Source organism: Asanoa sp. NPDC049573 (assembly GCF_040676615.1).
GTDB lineage: Bacteria > Actinomycetota > Actinomycetes > Mycobacteriales > Micromonosporaceae > Asanoa.
In genome coordinates this window covers 22,674-37,519 of the sequence record NZ_JBFAPI010000036.1, presented here as the reverse complement: position 1 = coordinate 37,519, position 14,846 = coordinate 22,674, and the positions used below count along the sequence as shown (strand labels likewise).

13 protein-coding genes are annotated in these 14,846 nt (G+C 70.0%); 9 read left to right on the top strand and 4 right to left on the bottom strand.

Annotated elements, in window-relative coordinates; genetic code table 11:
• Positions 1–702: 702 nt before the first annotated feature.
• Entirely contained in the window at positions 703–1,824 is a 1,122-nt protein-coding gene (gene rlmN, locus AB0J74_RS37745; protein ID WP_363457746.1) for a 23S rRNA (adenine(2503)-C(2))-methyltransferase RlmN, read from the top strand.
• A 43-nt stretch (positions 1,825–1,867) separates the two neighbouring features.
• Positions 1,868–3,043 carry a DivIVA domain-containing protein gene (locus tag AB0J74_RS37740; protein ID WP_363457725.1) on the top strand — a complete coding sequence of 392 codons (1,176 nt, stop codon included), beginning with the start codon at positions 1,868–1,870 and terminating at the stop codon, positions 3,041–3,043.
• Positions 3,044–3,474: 431 nt separating this feature from the next.
• Here AB0J74_RS37740 and AB0J74_RS37735 read toward each other — a convergent pair whose 3' ends face one another.
• Positions 3,475–3,705: a hypothetical protein gene (locus AB0J74_RS37735; RefSeq protein ID WP_363457723.1), complete on the bottom strand. Its 231-nt coding sequence runs from the start codon at positions 3,703–3,705 to the stop codon at positions 3,475–3,477.
• Positions 3,706–3,839: 134 nt separating this feature from the next.
• On the opposite strand from AB0J74_RS37735, the gene AB0J74_RS37730 reads away from it, so the two are divergent.
• Positions 3,840–5,459 carry a Rieske 2Fe-2S domain-containing protein gene (locus AB0J74_RS37730; RefSeq protein ID WP_363457720.1) on the top strand — a complete coding sequence of 540 codons (1,620 nt, stop codon included), beginning with the start codon at positions 3,840–3,842 and terminating at the stop codon, positions 5,457–5,459.
• A 7-nt stretch (positions 5,460–5,466) separates the two neighbouring features.
• Here AB0J74_RS37730 and AB0J74_RS37725 read toward each other — a convergent pair whose 3' ends face one another.
• Positions 5,467–5,955, bottom strand: a complete 489-nt coding sequence (locus tag AB0J74_RS37725) for a GyrI-like domain-containing protein (protein ID WP_363457718.1) — start codon at positions 5,953–5,955, stop codon at positions 5,467–5,469.
• 66 nt (positions 5,956–6,021) lie between these two features.
• Positions 6,022–6,726 carry a TetR/AcrR family transcriptional regulator gene (locus AB0J74_RS37720; protein WP_363457715.1) on the bottom strand — a complete coding sequence of 235 codons (705 nt, stop codon included), beginning with the start codon at positions 6,724–6,726 and terminating at the stop codon, positions 6,022–6,024.
• A gap of 101 nt (positions 6,727–6,827) precedes the next feature.
• Here AB0J74_RS37720 and AB0J74_RS37715 point away from each other — a divergent pair, with 101 nt between their 5' ends.
• Entirely contained in the window at positions 6,828–9,005 is a 2,178-nt protein-coding gene (locus AB0J74_RS37715) for an MMPL family transporter (protein WP_363457713.1), read from the top strand.
• 75 nt (positions 9,006–9,080) lie between these two features.
• Here AB0J74_RS37715 and AB0J74_RS37710 read toward each other — a convergent pair whose 3' ends face one another.
• On the bottom strand, positions 9,081–9,917 hold the full coding sequence (locus tag AB0J74_RS37710) for a YhjD/YihY/BrkB family envelope integrity protein (protein ID WP_363457711.1): 837 nt from the start codon (positions 9,915–9,917) through the stop codon (positions 9,081–9,083).
• 50 nt (positions 9,918–9,967) lie between these two features.
• Between AB0J74_RS37710 and AB0J74_RS37705 the strand changes: the two genes are divergently transcribed.
• The 5 genes from AB0J74_RS37705 to ispG all read left to right on the top strand — a co-directional run bounded on the left by AB0J74_RS37705 (position 9,968) and on the right by ispG (position 14,768).
• The gene (locus AB0J74_RS37705) at positions 9,968–10,510 is read left to right on the top strand and encodes a GNAT family N-acetyltransferase (protein ID WP_363457708.1); all 543 of its coding nucleotides are present in this window, start codon (positions 9,968–9,970) and stop codon (positions 10,508–10,510) included.
• 55 nt (positions 10,511–10,565) lie between these two features.
• The gene (locus tag AB0J74_RS37700; RefSeq protein WP_363457705.1) at positions 10,566–11,048 is read left to right on the top strand and encodes a YcxB family protein; all 483 of its coding nucleotides are present in this window, start codon (positions 10,566–10,568) and stop codon (positions 11,046–11,048) included.
• Between the two features lie 86 nt (positions 11,049–11,134).
• Positions 11,135–12,328, top strand: a complete 1,194-nt coding sequence (gene dxr, locus AB0J74_RS37695) for a 1-deoxy-D-xylulose-5-phosphate reductoisomerase (protein WP_363457743.1) — start codon at positions 11,135–11,137, stop codon at positions 12,326–12,328.
• Positions 12,328–13,560, top strand: coding sequence for a site-2 protease family protein (locus tag AB0J74_RS37690; protein ID WP_363457703.1), 1,233 nt, complete (start codon positions 12,328–12,330; stop codon positions 13,558–13,560). Before dxr ends, AB0J74_RS37690 begins: the two co-directional genes overlap by 1 nt.
• A 35-nt stretch (positions 13,561–13,595) precedes the next feature.
• The gene (ispG, locus tag AB0J74_RS37685) at positions 13,596–14,768 is read left to right on the top strand and encodes a flavodoxin-dependent (E)-4-hydroxy-3-methylbut-2-enyl-diphosphate synthase (protein ID WP_363457740.1); all 1,173 of its coding nucleotides are present in this window, start codon (positions 13,596–13,598) and stop codon (positions 14,766–14,768) included.
• Positions 14,769–14,846 lie beyond the last annotated feature (78 nt).

The following is a 14,846-nucleotide window of genomic DNA, read 5'->3' as shown; positions in this document are numbered from 1 at the left end:
TCGGTCCAGGGTGTCGGTGGGCTGGACGATCCGGTCGGGGTCGGGCGTTGGTGGGCTGCGCGAGACCCGGTTCGGTCCAGGGTGTCGGTGGGCTGGACGATCCGGTCGGGGTCGGGCGTTGGTGGGCTGCGCGAGACCCGGTTCGGTCCAGGGTGTCGGTGGGCTGCACGATCCGCTCGAGTTACGGCGTTGGTGGGCTGCGCGAGACCCGGTTCGGTCCAGGGCGTCGGTGGGCTGCGCGACCCGGTCGGTTCGCGGCGTCGGTCGGGTGCGCGATGCCGGGCGCGTTCGCGGCGTTGGTCGGGTGCGCGGCGCTCGGTCGTCGTGTCGGGTTGACCCGGGCTGGTCGTGTTGATCCATGGACGCCGGGCGGCTTTCATGGCCGGCGACGGGGCGACGTTGACTGTCCGTTCTCGCCTTGATCGAGAAGGGTCGAGGGCCGTCCGCGGCGGTGGTTGGGGAAAGTGATGTTTCGGATGGGCTGTGCGGTAAAGCGCAATTAGCCGCCGGCGGTGGCAATTTGACGTGGGTTCGGGTAATTGATTGTGTGCCGCGGGCCTGGCAGCGAAGCGGTGCGCGCGGGAGCGAGCGGTCGTGCACCGACGGACGTGCGTCGATGAATTGTCTTTGGATCTTCGTATTTGTGTTCCGGCACCCGGGCAGGTGAAGGTGATCGAACAGTCGTGGGAGACTGGAGCCGCCATGACGAGTCTGCCCATTATTCAGCCGAAGGCCGCGAGCACCGGGCGGCGAGCGGCCATGCCGCCGCGCCACCTGGCCGATCTTGATGTCGCGGGGCGTGAGGCTGCTCTGGTCGCGCTCGGTGAGCCTCGGTTTCGGGCGCGGCAGTTGTCGACCCATTACTTCGGGCGGTTGGTGCGCGACCCCGACGCGATGACCGACCTGCCGGCGGTCAGTCGGGCGAAGATCGCGACAGACCTGTTGCCGCGGTTGTTGACGCCCGTACGCGAGACCGCCACCGACGACGGCGCCACCCGCAAGGCCCTGTGGCGGCTGCACGACGGGGCGCTGGTCGAGAGCGTGCTGATGGGCTACCCCGACCGGGTCACCGTCTGCATCTCCAGCCAGGCCGGGTGCGGCATGGCGTGCCCGTTCTGTGCCACCGGCCAGGCCGGGCTGACCCGCAACCTGTCCACCGCCGAGATCGTCGACCAGGCCGTCTACCTGGCCGGGGTTGCCGCGTCGGGCATGGTCGCCGGATCGCCGACGCGGTTGTCGCACGTCGTGTTCATGGGCATGGGCGAGCCGCTGGCCAACTACAACCGGGTTCTCGCGGCGGTGCGGCGGCTGACGTCGCCCGCGCCCGAGGGGCTCGGGCTGTCCCAGCGGCACATCACGATCTCCACCGTCGGGCTCGTGCCGGCGATGCGCAAGCTCGCCGAGGAAGACCTCGCGGTGACTCTTGCGCTGTCGCTGCACGCGCCCGATGATGATCTGCGCGATGAACTGGTGCCGGTCAACCAACGGTGGAAGGTGGCCGAAGTGCTTGACGCCGCGTGGCATTACGCGGATCGCACGGGGCGCCGTGTTTCCGTCGAATACGCGATGATCAAAGACGTGAACGACCAGCCGTGGCGAGCCGATCTGCTCGGGCGTCTGCTGGCCGGGCGGCTCGCGCACGTCAACCTCATCCCGCTCAACCCGACGCCGGGGAGCAAGTGGGATGCCAGCGCCAAGCCGGTCGAGCGCGAGTTCGTCCGGAGGCTGCGCGCGGCGGGCGTGTCGACTACCGTGCGTGACACCAGAGGTCGCGAGATCGACGGTGCGTGCGGCCAGCTTGCCGCTGCTGAGGTGACGACATGACCGCGTTCGGGGCCGCGGCAGAGCGAACTAACCAGGAGACATAGTGGCGAGCCAGGGTCAACGATTCCGCCGTCGGGCGCTCCGTCGCGGCTACAAGGTCGACGAGGTCGACGCGTTCCTCGACCGCGTCGAGGCGACCCTCGCCGGCGACCCCGTCGGCCAGCCGGTTGGCGCGCAGGAAGTCCACGACATCGTCTTCCGGGTGCGCTTCGGCGGGTACGACGAATGGCAGGTCGACCTGCACCTTGACCGCGTCGAGCGGCAGGTCGCGGAGCTCGAGGAGCGCAACGGGCGCTTCGCCGGGCCCGACCGGATGGGGCTGCCGGACCGGATGGGTCCGCCTGATCGCATGGGTCCGCCCGATCGCCTCGGTCCGCCCGATCGCATGGGTCCGCCCGATCGCATGGGTCCGCCGGACCGGATGGGTCCGCCGGATCGCATGGGTCCGCCGGACCGGATGGGTCCGCCGATCGCCGCGCCGCCGCCCGGTTCCTTCGGCCCGCCCGACCGGATGGGTCCGCCCGACCGTCGCGCGGCCGCCATGGGTGGCGGACCGCTGCCGACCCGGCCGTTGCCCAACGACGACCCCTACGCGCGTCCCGGCCCGCCGCCGCCCTACGGCGGTGGGTTCGACGGCCCGCCACAGCGGGGGTACGACGGTGCTCCCGCCGGCCCGCCGCCGATGGGCGGCCGTGGTGGCGGCCCCGGGTTCCCGCCGGACGACCGCTATGACGGCCCGGACCAGCCCGGCCGGCGCGCCAAGATGGACATGACCGCCGAGATCCGCATGCCCGAACGCGGTGACCTCGGCCGCGGTGGCGGTCCTGGGCACCCGGGCGGTGGCCCCGGCCCCGGCATGGGCCCCGGCATGGGCCCCGGCCCCGGCATGGGTGGCGGCCCCGCCCTCACGATGGGCGGCGCACCCGGTGGTCCGATGGGCGGCCCTCCGCCGTTGATGGGCCCGCCCGGCAGCGACCTCGCGCGCGTCGACCAGATGCGCCGGTCATTCCAGGTCCGGCGGTTCGGCAGCGGCTACGACCCGGCACAGGTCGATCGCTTCTTCGAAGACGTGCTGACCGGCATGACCGGCCGCGGCCCGATCCCGACCACGGACGCCGACTTCGACGCGACGCAGTTCGGCTTGGTGCCCGGCGGCTATTTCGAGGCCGAGGTCGAGCAGGCGCTGATGGAGGTCCGCGACATCGTTCGGCGGCGCTGAGGGTTTCTCTTCCGTCCCGCTCGCCGGTCAACCCTGACCGGCGGGCGGGACGTTTGCTTTGTCCCGTCTCGGTCTGCCGGTGGCCTGGTGGGTCGGCCGCGGTGCCCTGTGGACCGACGGCTGGGTCGAGGTGGAAGTTGCGGCTCCGCATGCGGCACCGTCGACTCGCCCGGCGCAGGCGCGACCTGTTCGCAACCTCGGCGGGGGTAGCTCTAGCCGGCTAGGCGACAGGTCTGCCGGGGCTGCGGCATGCGGGCGCGGGTCTCGGATGGCGCGGTGGCGGGTTGCTTCGCTGCCGGTGGCGGTTGTGTCGCGCGGGCCTGGCAGCGAAGCGGAGCGAGCGGTCCCCGGCGGGAGCGACGGTCGTGCCCCCCGACAGACCCGGGGCCGGGTTGTCCGTCCTTATCGGCTCTTCGGGCCGAGCCTCCTGGTCAGGAGGAGGAGCGGAGGCCGATGCGGCGGAGGACGGCGTCGCCGATGACCGCGAGGATGAGGGCCGCGGCGAGGCCGTTGAGCCAGATGCGTTCGACGCCGGTTACCTCGTTGTTGCAGAACTGCATCAGCACCAGGGAGATCGCGACGACGACGGCACCGATCTGGCCGCCCTTGCGGTGACCCGGCTTCTTCTGGTCGGGGGCGATGACCGGCTCGTGCTCTGCCACCTCGTGGCTCCTCCCTCGGATGGATGCGGAGATCAGTGTGGCACGCCCGTGGCGTCGAGGATCGGGCACCCCGGCTCGTCGGGTAGCGTTTTCGCCGTACACGACGATGCGTTTGATCTTGGGGGTTTGCTGCCGTGCGAGTGACCGGGACGGGACACGCCAGCATGCGGATCGACACCCCAGCGGGGAGCATCCTGTGCGACCCCTGGGTCAATCCCGCCTATTTCGCGTCGTGGTTTCCCTTTCCCGACAACTCCCTCCTCGACTGGGAGACGCTCGGCCAGGTCGACTATCTGTATCTGAGCCACCTGCACCGCGACCACTTCGACGCCGCGCACCTCAAGCGGTTCGTCTCGAAGAAGGCGCGGGTGCTGCTGCCGGAGTATCCGACCAGTGAGCTCGAAGACCAGCTGCGCGAGCTCGGGTTCACCGACTTCGTCAAGACCGTGTCGGAGGAGGTCGTCGAGCTCGACGGCGGTCTCAAGGTCATGATCCAGGCGTTGACCTCGCCGACCGACGGGCCGATCGGCGACTCCTCGCTCTGGGTCGAATATGACGGTGTGCGGCTGCTCAACCAGAACGACGCGCGGCCGACCGACCTGTCGCTCTTCGAGTCGCTCGGGCACGTGCACGCGCACATGCTGCAGTTTTCCGGCGCGATCTGGTATCCGATGGTCTACGAGCTGCCGCAGTCGGCGAAGACCGCGTTCGGCAAGCAGAAGCGCGATCGGCAGTTCGACCGGACCTGGCGTTACATCGACGACCTCAAGGCGTCGCACGTCTTCCCGATCGCCGGGCCGCCGTGCTTCCTCGACGACGAGCTGTGGCAGTTCAACGACATCTTCGGCGACGAGGGCAACATCTTCCCGGACCAGTCGGTCTTCATGAAGGAGTACGCCAAGGTCGGGGGCACCAACGGCATCGTCCTGCTGCCCGGCAGCGTCACCGAGCTCACCGAGTCGTCGGCCGAGACCACGCACCCCACCGATGTCGACGAGTTCTTCGCCAACAAGGTGGCCCACCTCGAAGAGATGCGCGAGCGCAAGCGCCCGATCATCGTCGCCGAGAAGGCGTCGTGGCGGCACCCTGAGATCGACGTGCTCAAGGAGATGAAGCGCCGCATCGAGCCGCTCCTCGAAGAGTCGATCTACCTGGCCAAGGGGGTCGGTGGGCCGGTGCGCTTCGACCTGGTCGGCTACGACGGCGAGGCGGTCGAGTCGATCGTGGTCGACTTCCCGGGCAAGGAGGTCAGGCGGTATGCGGACGAGAAGGTCCGCTACCGCTTCCGCACCGAACGGGCCCTCGTGGAGCACCTCCTTTTCATCGACGAGGTCGACTGGGTCAACTCGCTCTTCCTCTCCTGCCGCTTCTCGGCGGCGCGGATCGGGCAATACAACGAGTTCGTCTACGCGTTCTTCAAGTGCCTGTCGGAAGAGCGGCTGCAGTACGCCGAGGGCTGGTATGACGAGCACGAGCGGACCACCGACGCCGAAGACATCACCCTCGGCGACTGGGTCGTGCAGCGGCGCTGCCCGCACCTCAAGGCCGACCTGACCCGCTTCGGCATCGTCGACGGCGACCAGCTCACCTGCCAGCTGCACGGGTGGCGCTTCGACCTGCCGAGCGGGCGCTGCCTGACCGGTGTCGGCCACCAGATCCGCGCCCGCAGGGCCGGCGAGCCGGCTCCCGGCGCCGGCGAGCCCGCTCCCAGCGCCGACGGGGACGCGCCGGAAGCCGCGGCGGCGCCGGCTTAGCCCGCGGCTAGCGCAGCAGGAACGCCAGCTCGGTCTCCCATTGGTCGATGGGCACCTCCATCGGGTTGGAGTGGTAGAACTCGAGGCGGCACCGCCAGACCTCGCCGGCGGGTGAGTCGTGGCGGTCGAACTCGAGGTCGCGCCCGTGTGCCCAGCCGAGGAAGTCGGCGGTCACCTGGAGCAGGTCGTCGGGGTGGCCGACGTGGGTGACGGTCGCGTAGCGGCCCGCCGGCAGGACCCCGCCGAAGATCTCGCCGCTGCCCTGGACCGGAGCCCTGACCGGGACGCCGGCCTCGATCTCGAGCTCGCGCTCCATGTCGATGACGTTGTATTTGAGGAACGGCGCACCGGCCGGTGGGATGTCGTGTTGGCCGAGCCAGGCGAAGACGTCGGGGATGCGGTCGGCGATGTCGGCGATGGAGCCCATCGTGACCGTGCGTCTGATGCCCACATAGTCCTGCGTCGGGCGGTCGACGACGGTCGGCTCGGTGGTCACGGCCGGTTCCTCCTCGGTGGCTGGATGCGACCGGACCATTATGTGTGGGGGCTCCGACAGAAACCTCTAGGCGTGCGGCGTGAACTGGTCGACGTAGGCGTGCAACTCCATCTCGAACAGCGCGCCCGGATCGGACACCGCCCAGCGCAGGTGATGGAAGACCTCCATGGACACCAGCCCGTAGAGGCGTGACCAGCCACTGAGGAACGCCCACGCCACCTCGATCGGCACCTTCTCGCCGTGCCCGGCGTGCAGCGGCTGCAGGTGGGCGGCCAGGCGCTCCTCCATCAGCGACCGCGGCGGGGTCGGGTAGGGGTGGTGCAGCCAGAGGACGTTGATCGTTTCCATGAACGGGCGCCCGAACTCGACGCCGGGATGGTTCTCGTCGTCGCAGTTCTCCTGGAAGGCGACGATGCCGGGTAGCGGGTTGCCGAGGATGAGCGCGAACTCGGCCGGGTGGGCGACGGACCACTCGCGGAACGCCCGCGCCATGGCCTTGAGCTGCTCCACCGGGTCGCTGCCGGCGTCGGCCTTGGCCGTTCTGACGACATCGGACAGCTCGACGTACAGATCACCGGCGAGGGCCTCGATCAGGGCGTCAAGGCTGTCGAAATAGCGGTAGATCGCGGGTGCGGTCATGCCCATCTCGCGGGCGATGGCGCGCAACGAGATCGCCTCCGGACCGCCGGTGACCAGCAGCCGGCGCGCCTCTTTCTTGATCTCGGAGAGGGTCGACGTGCGCAGCCGCTCCCGGCGTGTCGGCGCGCTCAATACGCGAACTCCCTTGACTCACGAGAACAGCGTTGCCATAGTTAACGCCGTTCATCTTCCTAACGCTGTTCGTAGTTTTGCACAGATCTCAGGGGGGATCCATGTTCGCGTGGTGGGGGCGCGCAGTGGTCCGGTTCCGCTGGTGGGTGCTGGCGGCCGCGACGGTGCTGGTCGTGGTGGGCGCGGCGTGGGGCACAGGGGTGTTCGGTGCGCTGACCGGGGGCGGGTTCGACGACCCCAAGGCCGAGTCGACGCAGTTACGCGAACGCACGATCGCCGAGTTGGGCAGTCAAGACGTCGACGTGCTGGTGCTCTATTCGAGCCCGACGGCGAAGGTCGACGAGGCAGCCTTCCGTGATCCCGTGACCGCGACGCTGGCCAAGGTCCGTGCGTTGCCCGAGGTCGCGAGCGTGATCAGCTTCTACGACGCGCAGTCGCCGGCGCTGGTCTCCGACGACCGGCACGCGACCTACGCGATGGTGCAGCTCAAGGCGATCGACCCGGATGAGAAGACGTCGGCCTACGAGGCGATCGAGCCGGCGCTGACCGCTCCGGGCATCACGACCCAGACCGGCGGCACGATCCCGTTCCTGCACGAGGCCAACGAGCAGACCAGCGCCGACCTGGCCCGGGCGGAGACGTTCTCGCTGCCGGTCCTGCTCGTTCTGCTGGTGTTGATCTTCGGTGGGCTGGCCGCGGCCGCCACGCCGTTGATGATCGGCGGAATCGCGATCCTCGGTTCGCTGGTCGTCGTGCGGCTGCTCAACATGGTCACCGACGTGTCGGTCTTCGCGATCAACATCATCACGTTGATCGGTCTCGGCATGGCGGTCGACTACGCGTTGTTCATCGTGAGCCGGTTCCGTGAGGAGTTGGCCGGTGGGCACGAGCCGCCGGCCGCGATCGCACGCACGATGGCCACCGCCGGCCGCACGGTCCTGGTCTCCGGCCTGACGATCGCATTGGCGCTGGCGAGTCTGCTGATTTTCCCGCAGGCGTTCCTGCGCTCGATGGGCTTCGGCGGCCTCGCCGCGGTGCTGGTCGCGATGGTGGCGGCGCTGACGGCACTGCCGGCCCTGCTCGCGGTGCTCGGCCATCGGATCAACGCGTGGCGCATCCCGCTGCCCTGGCGGCGCGGCCGGGAGCGCACCAGCGGCGACGGCGCATGGGCGCGGATCGCGAAGAGCGTGATGCGCCGACCGATCGTGTACGCGGCAGGCGTCGTCGTCATCCTCGCCGTCCTGGCGTCCCCGGTGCTGCGGATCGGGTTCGGTGGGTTCGACGAGCGGGTGCTGCCGCCCGGCGCCGAGCCGCGGGCGGTGTCCGACGCGATCAGCACCGACTTCCCGGGTGGCACGATCGGGCCGGTCGAGGTGCTGGTGTCGGGCGGTGGTCAGGCTGCGGCGCAGCAGCTCGCGTCGACCATCGGCAGCCTGCCTGACGTGACGGGTGTCCAGGTAGCCGCGGCGCGGGGTGCGACGTCGCTGCTCAACGTGACCTACCACGGCGAGTCGACCGGAGACGCGGCGCAGGGCGTGGTGCGGGCGATCCGCGACCTGCCGGCGCCGGCGGGTGCCGAGGTGCTGGTCGGTGGGCGCACGGCTGCCGACCTCGACCTGATCGACAGCCTGGTCTCGCACCTGCCGTGGATGGCCCTGATCATGGCATCGGCCACGCTGATCCTGTTGTTCCTGGCCTTCGGTTCGATCGTGCTGCCGATCAAGGCCGTGTTGATGAACCTCGTCTCGATCGGCGCCTCGTTCGGCGTCGTGGTCTGGGTCTTCCAGGACGGCCATTTCGCCGACTTCCTGGGCTTCACGCCGACCGGCTTCATCGAGCCGAGCAACCCGATCCTGATGCTGGCCGTGCTGTTCGGGCTCGCGACCGACTACGAGGTGTTCCTGCTGTCCCGGGTCCGCGAGGAGTGGGACCGCACCGGCGACAACACCGCGTCCGTGGCGACGGGCCTGCAACACACCGGCCGGATCATCACCGCGGCGGCGTTGCTGCTCATCGTGGTGGTGGCCGGGTTCGCGAGCGGCGGGATCGCCTTTATCAAGCTGATCGGCATCGGCATGATCGTGGCGATCGTCGTCGACGCCACGCTCGTGCGGCTGCTGCTGGTTCCGGCGACCATGCGGCTCCTCGGGCGGTGGAACTGGTGGGCGCCGGGTCCGCTGGGTGCGGTCTACCGGCGGTTCGGGATCCGGGAACTCGAGCCGGGCCCGGACGCGCCCGCGAAGGAGGGCGCGTTGGCTGGCAGCGGTCGATCCGGCTGAGCGTCTCGCAGGGGAACGGCCGTCGGGGTAGCGGTCGCGTGGCCGGGTGCCGCGGGTGCGGGGGCGCGGCGGGCGTCAGGCGGTCGGAGCGGGGACGGCGTCGCGGGCGGCGAGGGCTTTGCTCAGGGCGAGCGTTCCGGAATAGCCGGCCAGCACGATGACGTGGAACAGGTAGAGCCACAGCAACACCGCGACCACGGCGCCTACCGGGTCGAAGCCGCCGAAGGGGATACCCAGGTCGAGAGGGAAGGAGGCGAACAGGACGAAGCCGTGGAGGAAGCCGGACAGGTTGGCCGCGGTGAAGGAGCCGACCAGGGCGGTCGGCAGCCACGAAGGGCGCCCCGGGCCGACGACGCGGTAGACCCAGATCAGCACCGGGGTCAGCACCAGCCAGACGGCCAGGAACGAGAGGACCACGCCCAGCACGAAGGCCCAGCCGCCGCGGCGGACCAGCCCTGTCGTGTAGGGGAGTGCGGCGATCGTGGCCAGGACCAACGCGGGTGCGGGTGCCAGCAACGGGAGCAGCAGCAGGCGACCGCGCCAGCCGACGAGGCGCTCGTCGCCCGGGCGGGCTACCGAGACGAACGCCCGGCGCAGGCCCTCGCCGTAGAAGGACGCGGGCAGCAGGGACGCGACGGCCAGCCAGGGTGTGAGGGTGACGCCGGCCTCGACCAACGCCGCCGCCGCGCGGTCGGCGCCGATCGAGGCGGGGAGGGCGTCGGTGGCGTACGACGTGAGCCGCCGCACCCGGCCGGCGCCGACGACGAGGGCGGTGAGCCACAGGGCGAGCAGCGAGACCGGCACGATGGCGATCGCGCCGTAGAACGTGATGGCCGCGGCGTGCAGCGACAGGTCGCGGCCGCGCAGGGGTGCGAACGCGCTGCGGGCCACCCTTCGTAAGCCCTCGACCATGCCCTCACCTTTCCCGGTAGGGCGTCCGGCACTCCCTAGGATTTTCGGACATGACGGTCTTCGAGACGGATCGACTGATCGTTCGCCAGTGGACGGAGAGCGACGCCGACGTGGCGCGCGTCTTCGACATGTTGTCCCGCTGGGAGGTCGCCCGGTGGTTGGGCGCCCGGCCGCGGGTGCTGGAGAACGAGGCAGCGGCGCTCGCCGCGATCCGGCGGTGGCGGGGTCGGGCGTCGGCCGACGGCCTGCACGGAGTCTGGGCGGTCGACGTTCGCGACACCGGCGCGACCGCGGGGTCGGTGCTGGTCCTACCGCTGCCGGGTCTCGACAACGAGCCCACCGGCGACATCGAGGTCGGCTGGCACCTGCACCCCGACTCGTGGGGGCGCGGTTACGCGACCGAGTCGGCCGCGGCGGCGATCGAGCGGGTGTTCGCAGCGGGGCTTCCACAGATCTACGCGGTGATCCGGGAAGGCAACACGCCGTCGACGGCGGTCGCCGCGCGTCTCGGCATGACCGCGATCGGCAAGCAGAGCCGGTGGTACGGCGGCATCGAGCTCGACACCTACCGGCTGGCGGCGCCCGACCGATAGCGATTCCGCGCCGCCTGGGCACCACACCGAACGACGCTGGATCTACCCTCCTTCGATGCGCATCGTCATCACGGCCCGGCCGGATCCGCGGCGGGTGCCGGCGGCCGTTCGTTGGGTGTCGCGGTGGCTGTTCCGCGCGTTCTACGCGGTGGGCGCGGTTGTCGTCGGCATCGGGGTCTACAGCGCCGTCGCCCTGCCCGGAGACCCGGTGCTCGACGGCGCCATCATCGTGCTCGGGCTGTTCTGCCTGGCGTACCCCTTCGGGGTGGTCGCGGCGGCACGGCGGCAGCAGGACAGGTACGAGCCGATGACCATCCGGTACGAGATCGACGAGGACGGCGTGCTGACGGCGCACGAGCTCGGCGAGTCGACGCTCGACTGGCCGGCGATCGAGCGCGCGGCCCTGACCGACGACCTCCTGCTGATCTGGGTGGGCAAGCGCCAGTACTTCCCGATACCGGTGACCGACCTCTCCAAGAACCACCGGCGCGAGCTGCGTGACCTGCTCCAGGAGCAGGGACTCCTGCGACGGTCGTGAACCCGCCTGTGGACAACTTCGGGCCCCGAGCGCCGATAGGGGAGAATGGCCGGGTGAGCCAAGCCAACCGGGCCGCGCCCCGCGAGATCGTCCTGCTCGGCAGCACCGGGTCGATCGGCACCCAGGCCGTCGACATCGTGCGCCGCAATCCCGACCGGTTCCGGGTGGTGGCGCTGGGCGCCGGCGGCGCCAACGTCGCGCTGCTCGCGGCGCAAGCGCTGGAGCTGGGTGTCGAGGCGGTCGGCGTCGCCAAGGCCTCGGCGGCGCAAGACCTGCAGCTCGCGTTCTACGCGGAGGCGGCCAAGAAGGGCTACGCGACCGGCGACTTCCGCATCCCCAAGATCCTGGCCGGCCCCGGCGCGATGGCCGAGCTGGCCGAATGGCCCGCCGACCTGGTGCTCAACGGGGTGGTGGGCTCGCTGGGGCTCGCACCCACGCTGGCCGCGCTCAAGGCCGGCCGTACCCTCGCGCTGGCCAACAAAGAGTCCCTGATCGCCGGTGGTGCCCTCGTCAAGGCCGCGGTGACCCGGCCGGGGCAGATCGTCCCGGTCGACTCCGAGCACTCCGCGCTGGCCCAGTGCCTGCGTTCCGGCGCCGAGCGTGAGGTGCGCAAGCTGGTGCTCACCGCCAGCGGGGGGCCGTTCCGCGGGCGCCGGCGCGACGAGCTGACGGCCGTCACACCGGCCGAGGCCCTGGCCCACCCGACCTGGAACATGGGGCCCGTGGTGACGATCAACTCGGCCACCATGGTCAACAAGGCGCTCGAGGTGATCGAGGCGCACGAGCTGTTCGGCGTCGACTACGACCACATCGAGGTCGCGGTGCACCCGCAGTCGGTGATCCACTCCATGGTGGAGTTCGTCGACGGGTCGACGATCGCGCAGGCCAGCCCGCCCGACATGCGGCTGCCGATCTCGCTCGGCCTGGGCTGGCCCGACCGGGTCGCCGACGCCGCGCAGGCGGTCGACTGGACGACCGCACACACCTGGACGTTCGAGCCGCTCGACGAGGGCGCCTTCCCGGCCGTCGAGTTGGCCAAGGCGGCCGGCCGCGCGGGCCGCTGCCGGCCGGCGATCTACAACGCCGCCAACGAGGAATGTGTGGCGGCGTTCACGTCAGGCGAGCTGCCTTTCCTCGGCATAGTGGACACCGTGGCCCAAGTCCTCGCAGCGGCACCCGATTTCGGCGAACCAGGTACCGTCGATGACGTGCTCGCCGCGGAGACCTGGGCTCGGGGGCAGGCTCGGGAGCTGATCGGGTCAGCGGTGAGGGGAGCTTGATGCTGTATCTGATCGGGGTTGTCGCCTTCGCCCTTGGCATCCTGATATCGGTCAGCCTGCACGAAGCCGGGCACATGGTCACCGCCAAGGCCTTCGGCATGAAGGTCACCAAATACTTCGTCGGCTTCGGGCCGACGTTGTGGTCGTTCAAGCGGGGCGAGACCGAATACGGCGTCAAGGGCATCCCGCTCGGCGGCTTCTGCAAGATCGTCGGCATGACGCCGCAGGACGACGACGTCGACCCCGCGGACGAGCCGCGCGCCATGTGGCGCTTCCCGCTGTGGAAGCGCACGGTCGTGATGAGCGCCGGCTCGGTGACCCACTTCCTGCTGGCCATCGTCACGCTCTGGCTCGCGGCGATGTTCCTTGGCCTGCCCAACCAGGAGCTGAGCAAGCCCCAGCCGGCCTACGTCAAGATCACCAACTGCGTGGTCGTCGACGCGGTCAACCGCGACTGTGCCGCCACCGACCCGGCGGGCCCGGCCAAGGTCGCCGGCCTGCGAGACGACGACAAGATCACCGCGATCGACGGCGTGCCGGTTGCGACCTACGACGACCTGGTCACCCAGGTCCGCAAGCTCCCGCCGGGTGCGCAGGCCACGATCAACTACGAGCGTGACGGTGCGGCTCGCCAGGTCAACGTCAATCTCGGGTCCGTCAAGCGGCCGCCGGTCGACAAGCCCGACGGTGCCGTGACGGCGGTCGCCGCTCTCGGCGTCGCGCCGGCACCACCGCCGGGCGTGCCGCTGATGGTCAAATACAACCCGATCGAAGCCGTCCCCGCGACGGCCGACTACACGGGCAACCTCGCGGTCGCCACGGTGCAGTCGCTCCAGCGGGTCCCGCAGAAGATCCCGGCTCTCTGGGACGCGATCACCGGCCAGCCGCGTGACGCGGACACGCCGATCAGCGTCGTCGGCGCGAGCCGGCTCGGCGGCGAGGCCGTCCAGCATGACGCGTGGGAAGTTTTTGTCCTGCTGTTCATCTCGTTGAACTTCTTCATCGGTGTGTTCAACCTGCTGCCGCTGCTACCTCTTGACGGTGGCCACATCGCGATCTCGTGGTTCGAGCGGCTCCGGTCGTGGTTCGCCGCACGGCTCGGCAAGCCCGACCCAGGGCGCGTCGACTACTACAAGCTGATGCCCGTTACATACGTGGTTATCCTGATCGGTGGGGCTTTTACTCTCCTGACGATCACCGCTGACATCATCAACCCCATCACGCTCTTCTAGAACCCGCGCACAACCGTTCCGAGGTGAGTGTTCCCGTGACCGCGATCAGTCTCGGCATGCCGGCCGTTCCGCCCCCGCCGCTTGCCCCGCGCCGGCAGAGCCGCCAGATCCAGGTGGGTTCGGTGCCGGTCGGCGGCGGCGCGCCGGTCTCCGTGCAGTCGATGACGACCACGCTGACCGCCGACGTCAACGCGACGTTGCAGCAGATCGCCGAGTTGACGGCGTCGGGTTGCCAGATCGTCCGGGTGGCGGTGCCGTCGCAGGACGACGTCGAGGCGCTGCCCGCCATCGCCAAGAAGTCACAGATCCCGGTGATCGCCGACATCCACTTCCAGCCGCGCTACGTGTTCGCCGCGATCGACGCCGGCTGCGCGGCGGTCCGGGTCAACCCGGGCAACATCCGGCAGTTCGACGACAAGGTCAAGGAGATCGCGGCGGCGGCCTCCGCCGCCGGGGTGCCGATCCGGATCGGCGTCAACGCCGGTTCGCTCGACAAGCGGCTGCTCCAGAAATACGGCAAGGCCACGGCCGAGGCGCTGGTCGAGTCGGCGCTCTGGGAGTGCTCGCTGTTCGAGGAGCACGGCTTCCGTGACATCAAGATCTCGGTGAAGCACAACGACCCGGTCGTGATGATCCGCGCCTACCGGCAGCTCGCCGAGCAGTGCGAATACCCCCTGCACCTGGGCGTGACCGAAGCCGGCCCGGCGTTCCAGGGCACGATCAAATCAGCGGTCGCGTTCGGTGCGCTGCTGGCCGAGGGCATCGGCGACACGATCCGGGTGTCGCTGTCGGCGCCGCCGGTCGAAGAGGTCAAGGTCGGCCAGCAGATCCTCGAGTCGCTGGGCCTGCGTGAGCGCGGTCTGGAGATCGTGTCCTGCCCGTCGTGTGGTCGCGCGCAGGTCGACGTCTACAAGCTGGCCGAAGAGGTCACCGCCGGGCTCGAAGGCCTGCCGGTGCCGCTGCGGGTCGCCGTCATGGGCTGCGTCGTCAACGGCCCGGGCGAGGCCCGCGAGGCCGACCTGGGCGTCGCGTCCGGCAACGGCAAGGGCCAGATCTTCGTCAAGGGCCAGGTCATCAAGACCGTGCCGGAAGACCAGATCGTCGAGACCCTGATCGGCGAGGCCCTCCGCCTCGCCGAGGAGATGGGCGCCGAACTCCCCGAGGAACTCCGCGAATTCGCCGCGGGCCCGACGGTCACCGTCCACTAGAAACCGCGGGCTCCGGGGCGAGAAGCCGCGGCGCCACGGGCGCGAGGCTCCGAGCGCCCCAGGGCGAGAAGTCGCAGG

Excerpts from the sequence above, each read along its gene's own strand:
- rlmN (WP_363457746.1), top strand. The coding sequence starts at position 703 with ATGACGAGTCTGCCCATTATTCAGCCGAAGGCCGCGAGCACCGGGCGG.
- AB0J74_RS37690 (WP_363457703.1), top strand. The coding sequence starts at position 12,328 with ATGCTGTATCTGATCGGGGTTGTCGCCTTCGCCCTTGGCATCCTGATA.
- AB0J74_RS37715 (WP_363457713.1), top strand. The coding sequence starts at position 6,828 with ATGTTCGCGTGGTGGGGGCGCGCAGTGGTCCGGTTCCGCTGGTGGGTG.
- AB0J74_RS37700 (WP_363457705.1), top strand. The coding sequence starts at position 10,566 with ATGCGCATCGTCATCACGGCCCGGCCGGATCCGCGGCGGGTGCCGGCG.
- AB0J74_RS37710 (WP_363457711.1), bottom strand. The coding sequence starts at position 9,917 with ATGGTCGAGGGCTTACGAAGGGTGGCCCGCAGCGCGTTCGCACCCCTG.
- AB0J74_RS37705 (WP_363457708.1), top strand. The coding sequence starts at position 9,968 with ATGACGGTCTTCGAGACGGATCGACTGATCGTTCGCCAGTGGACGGAG.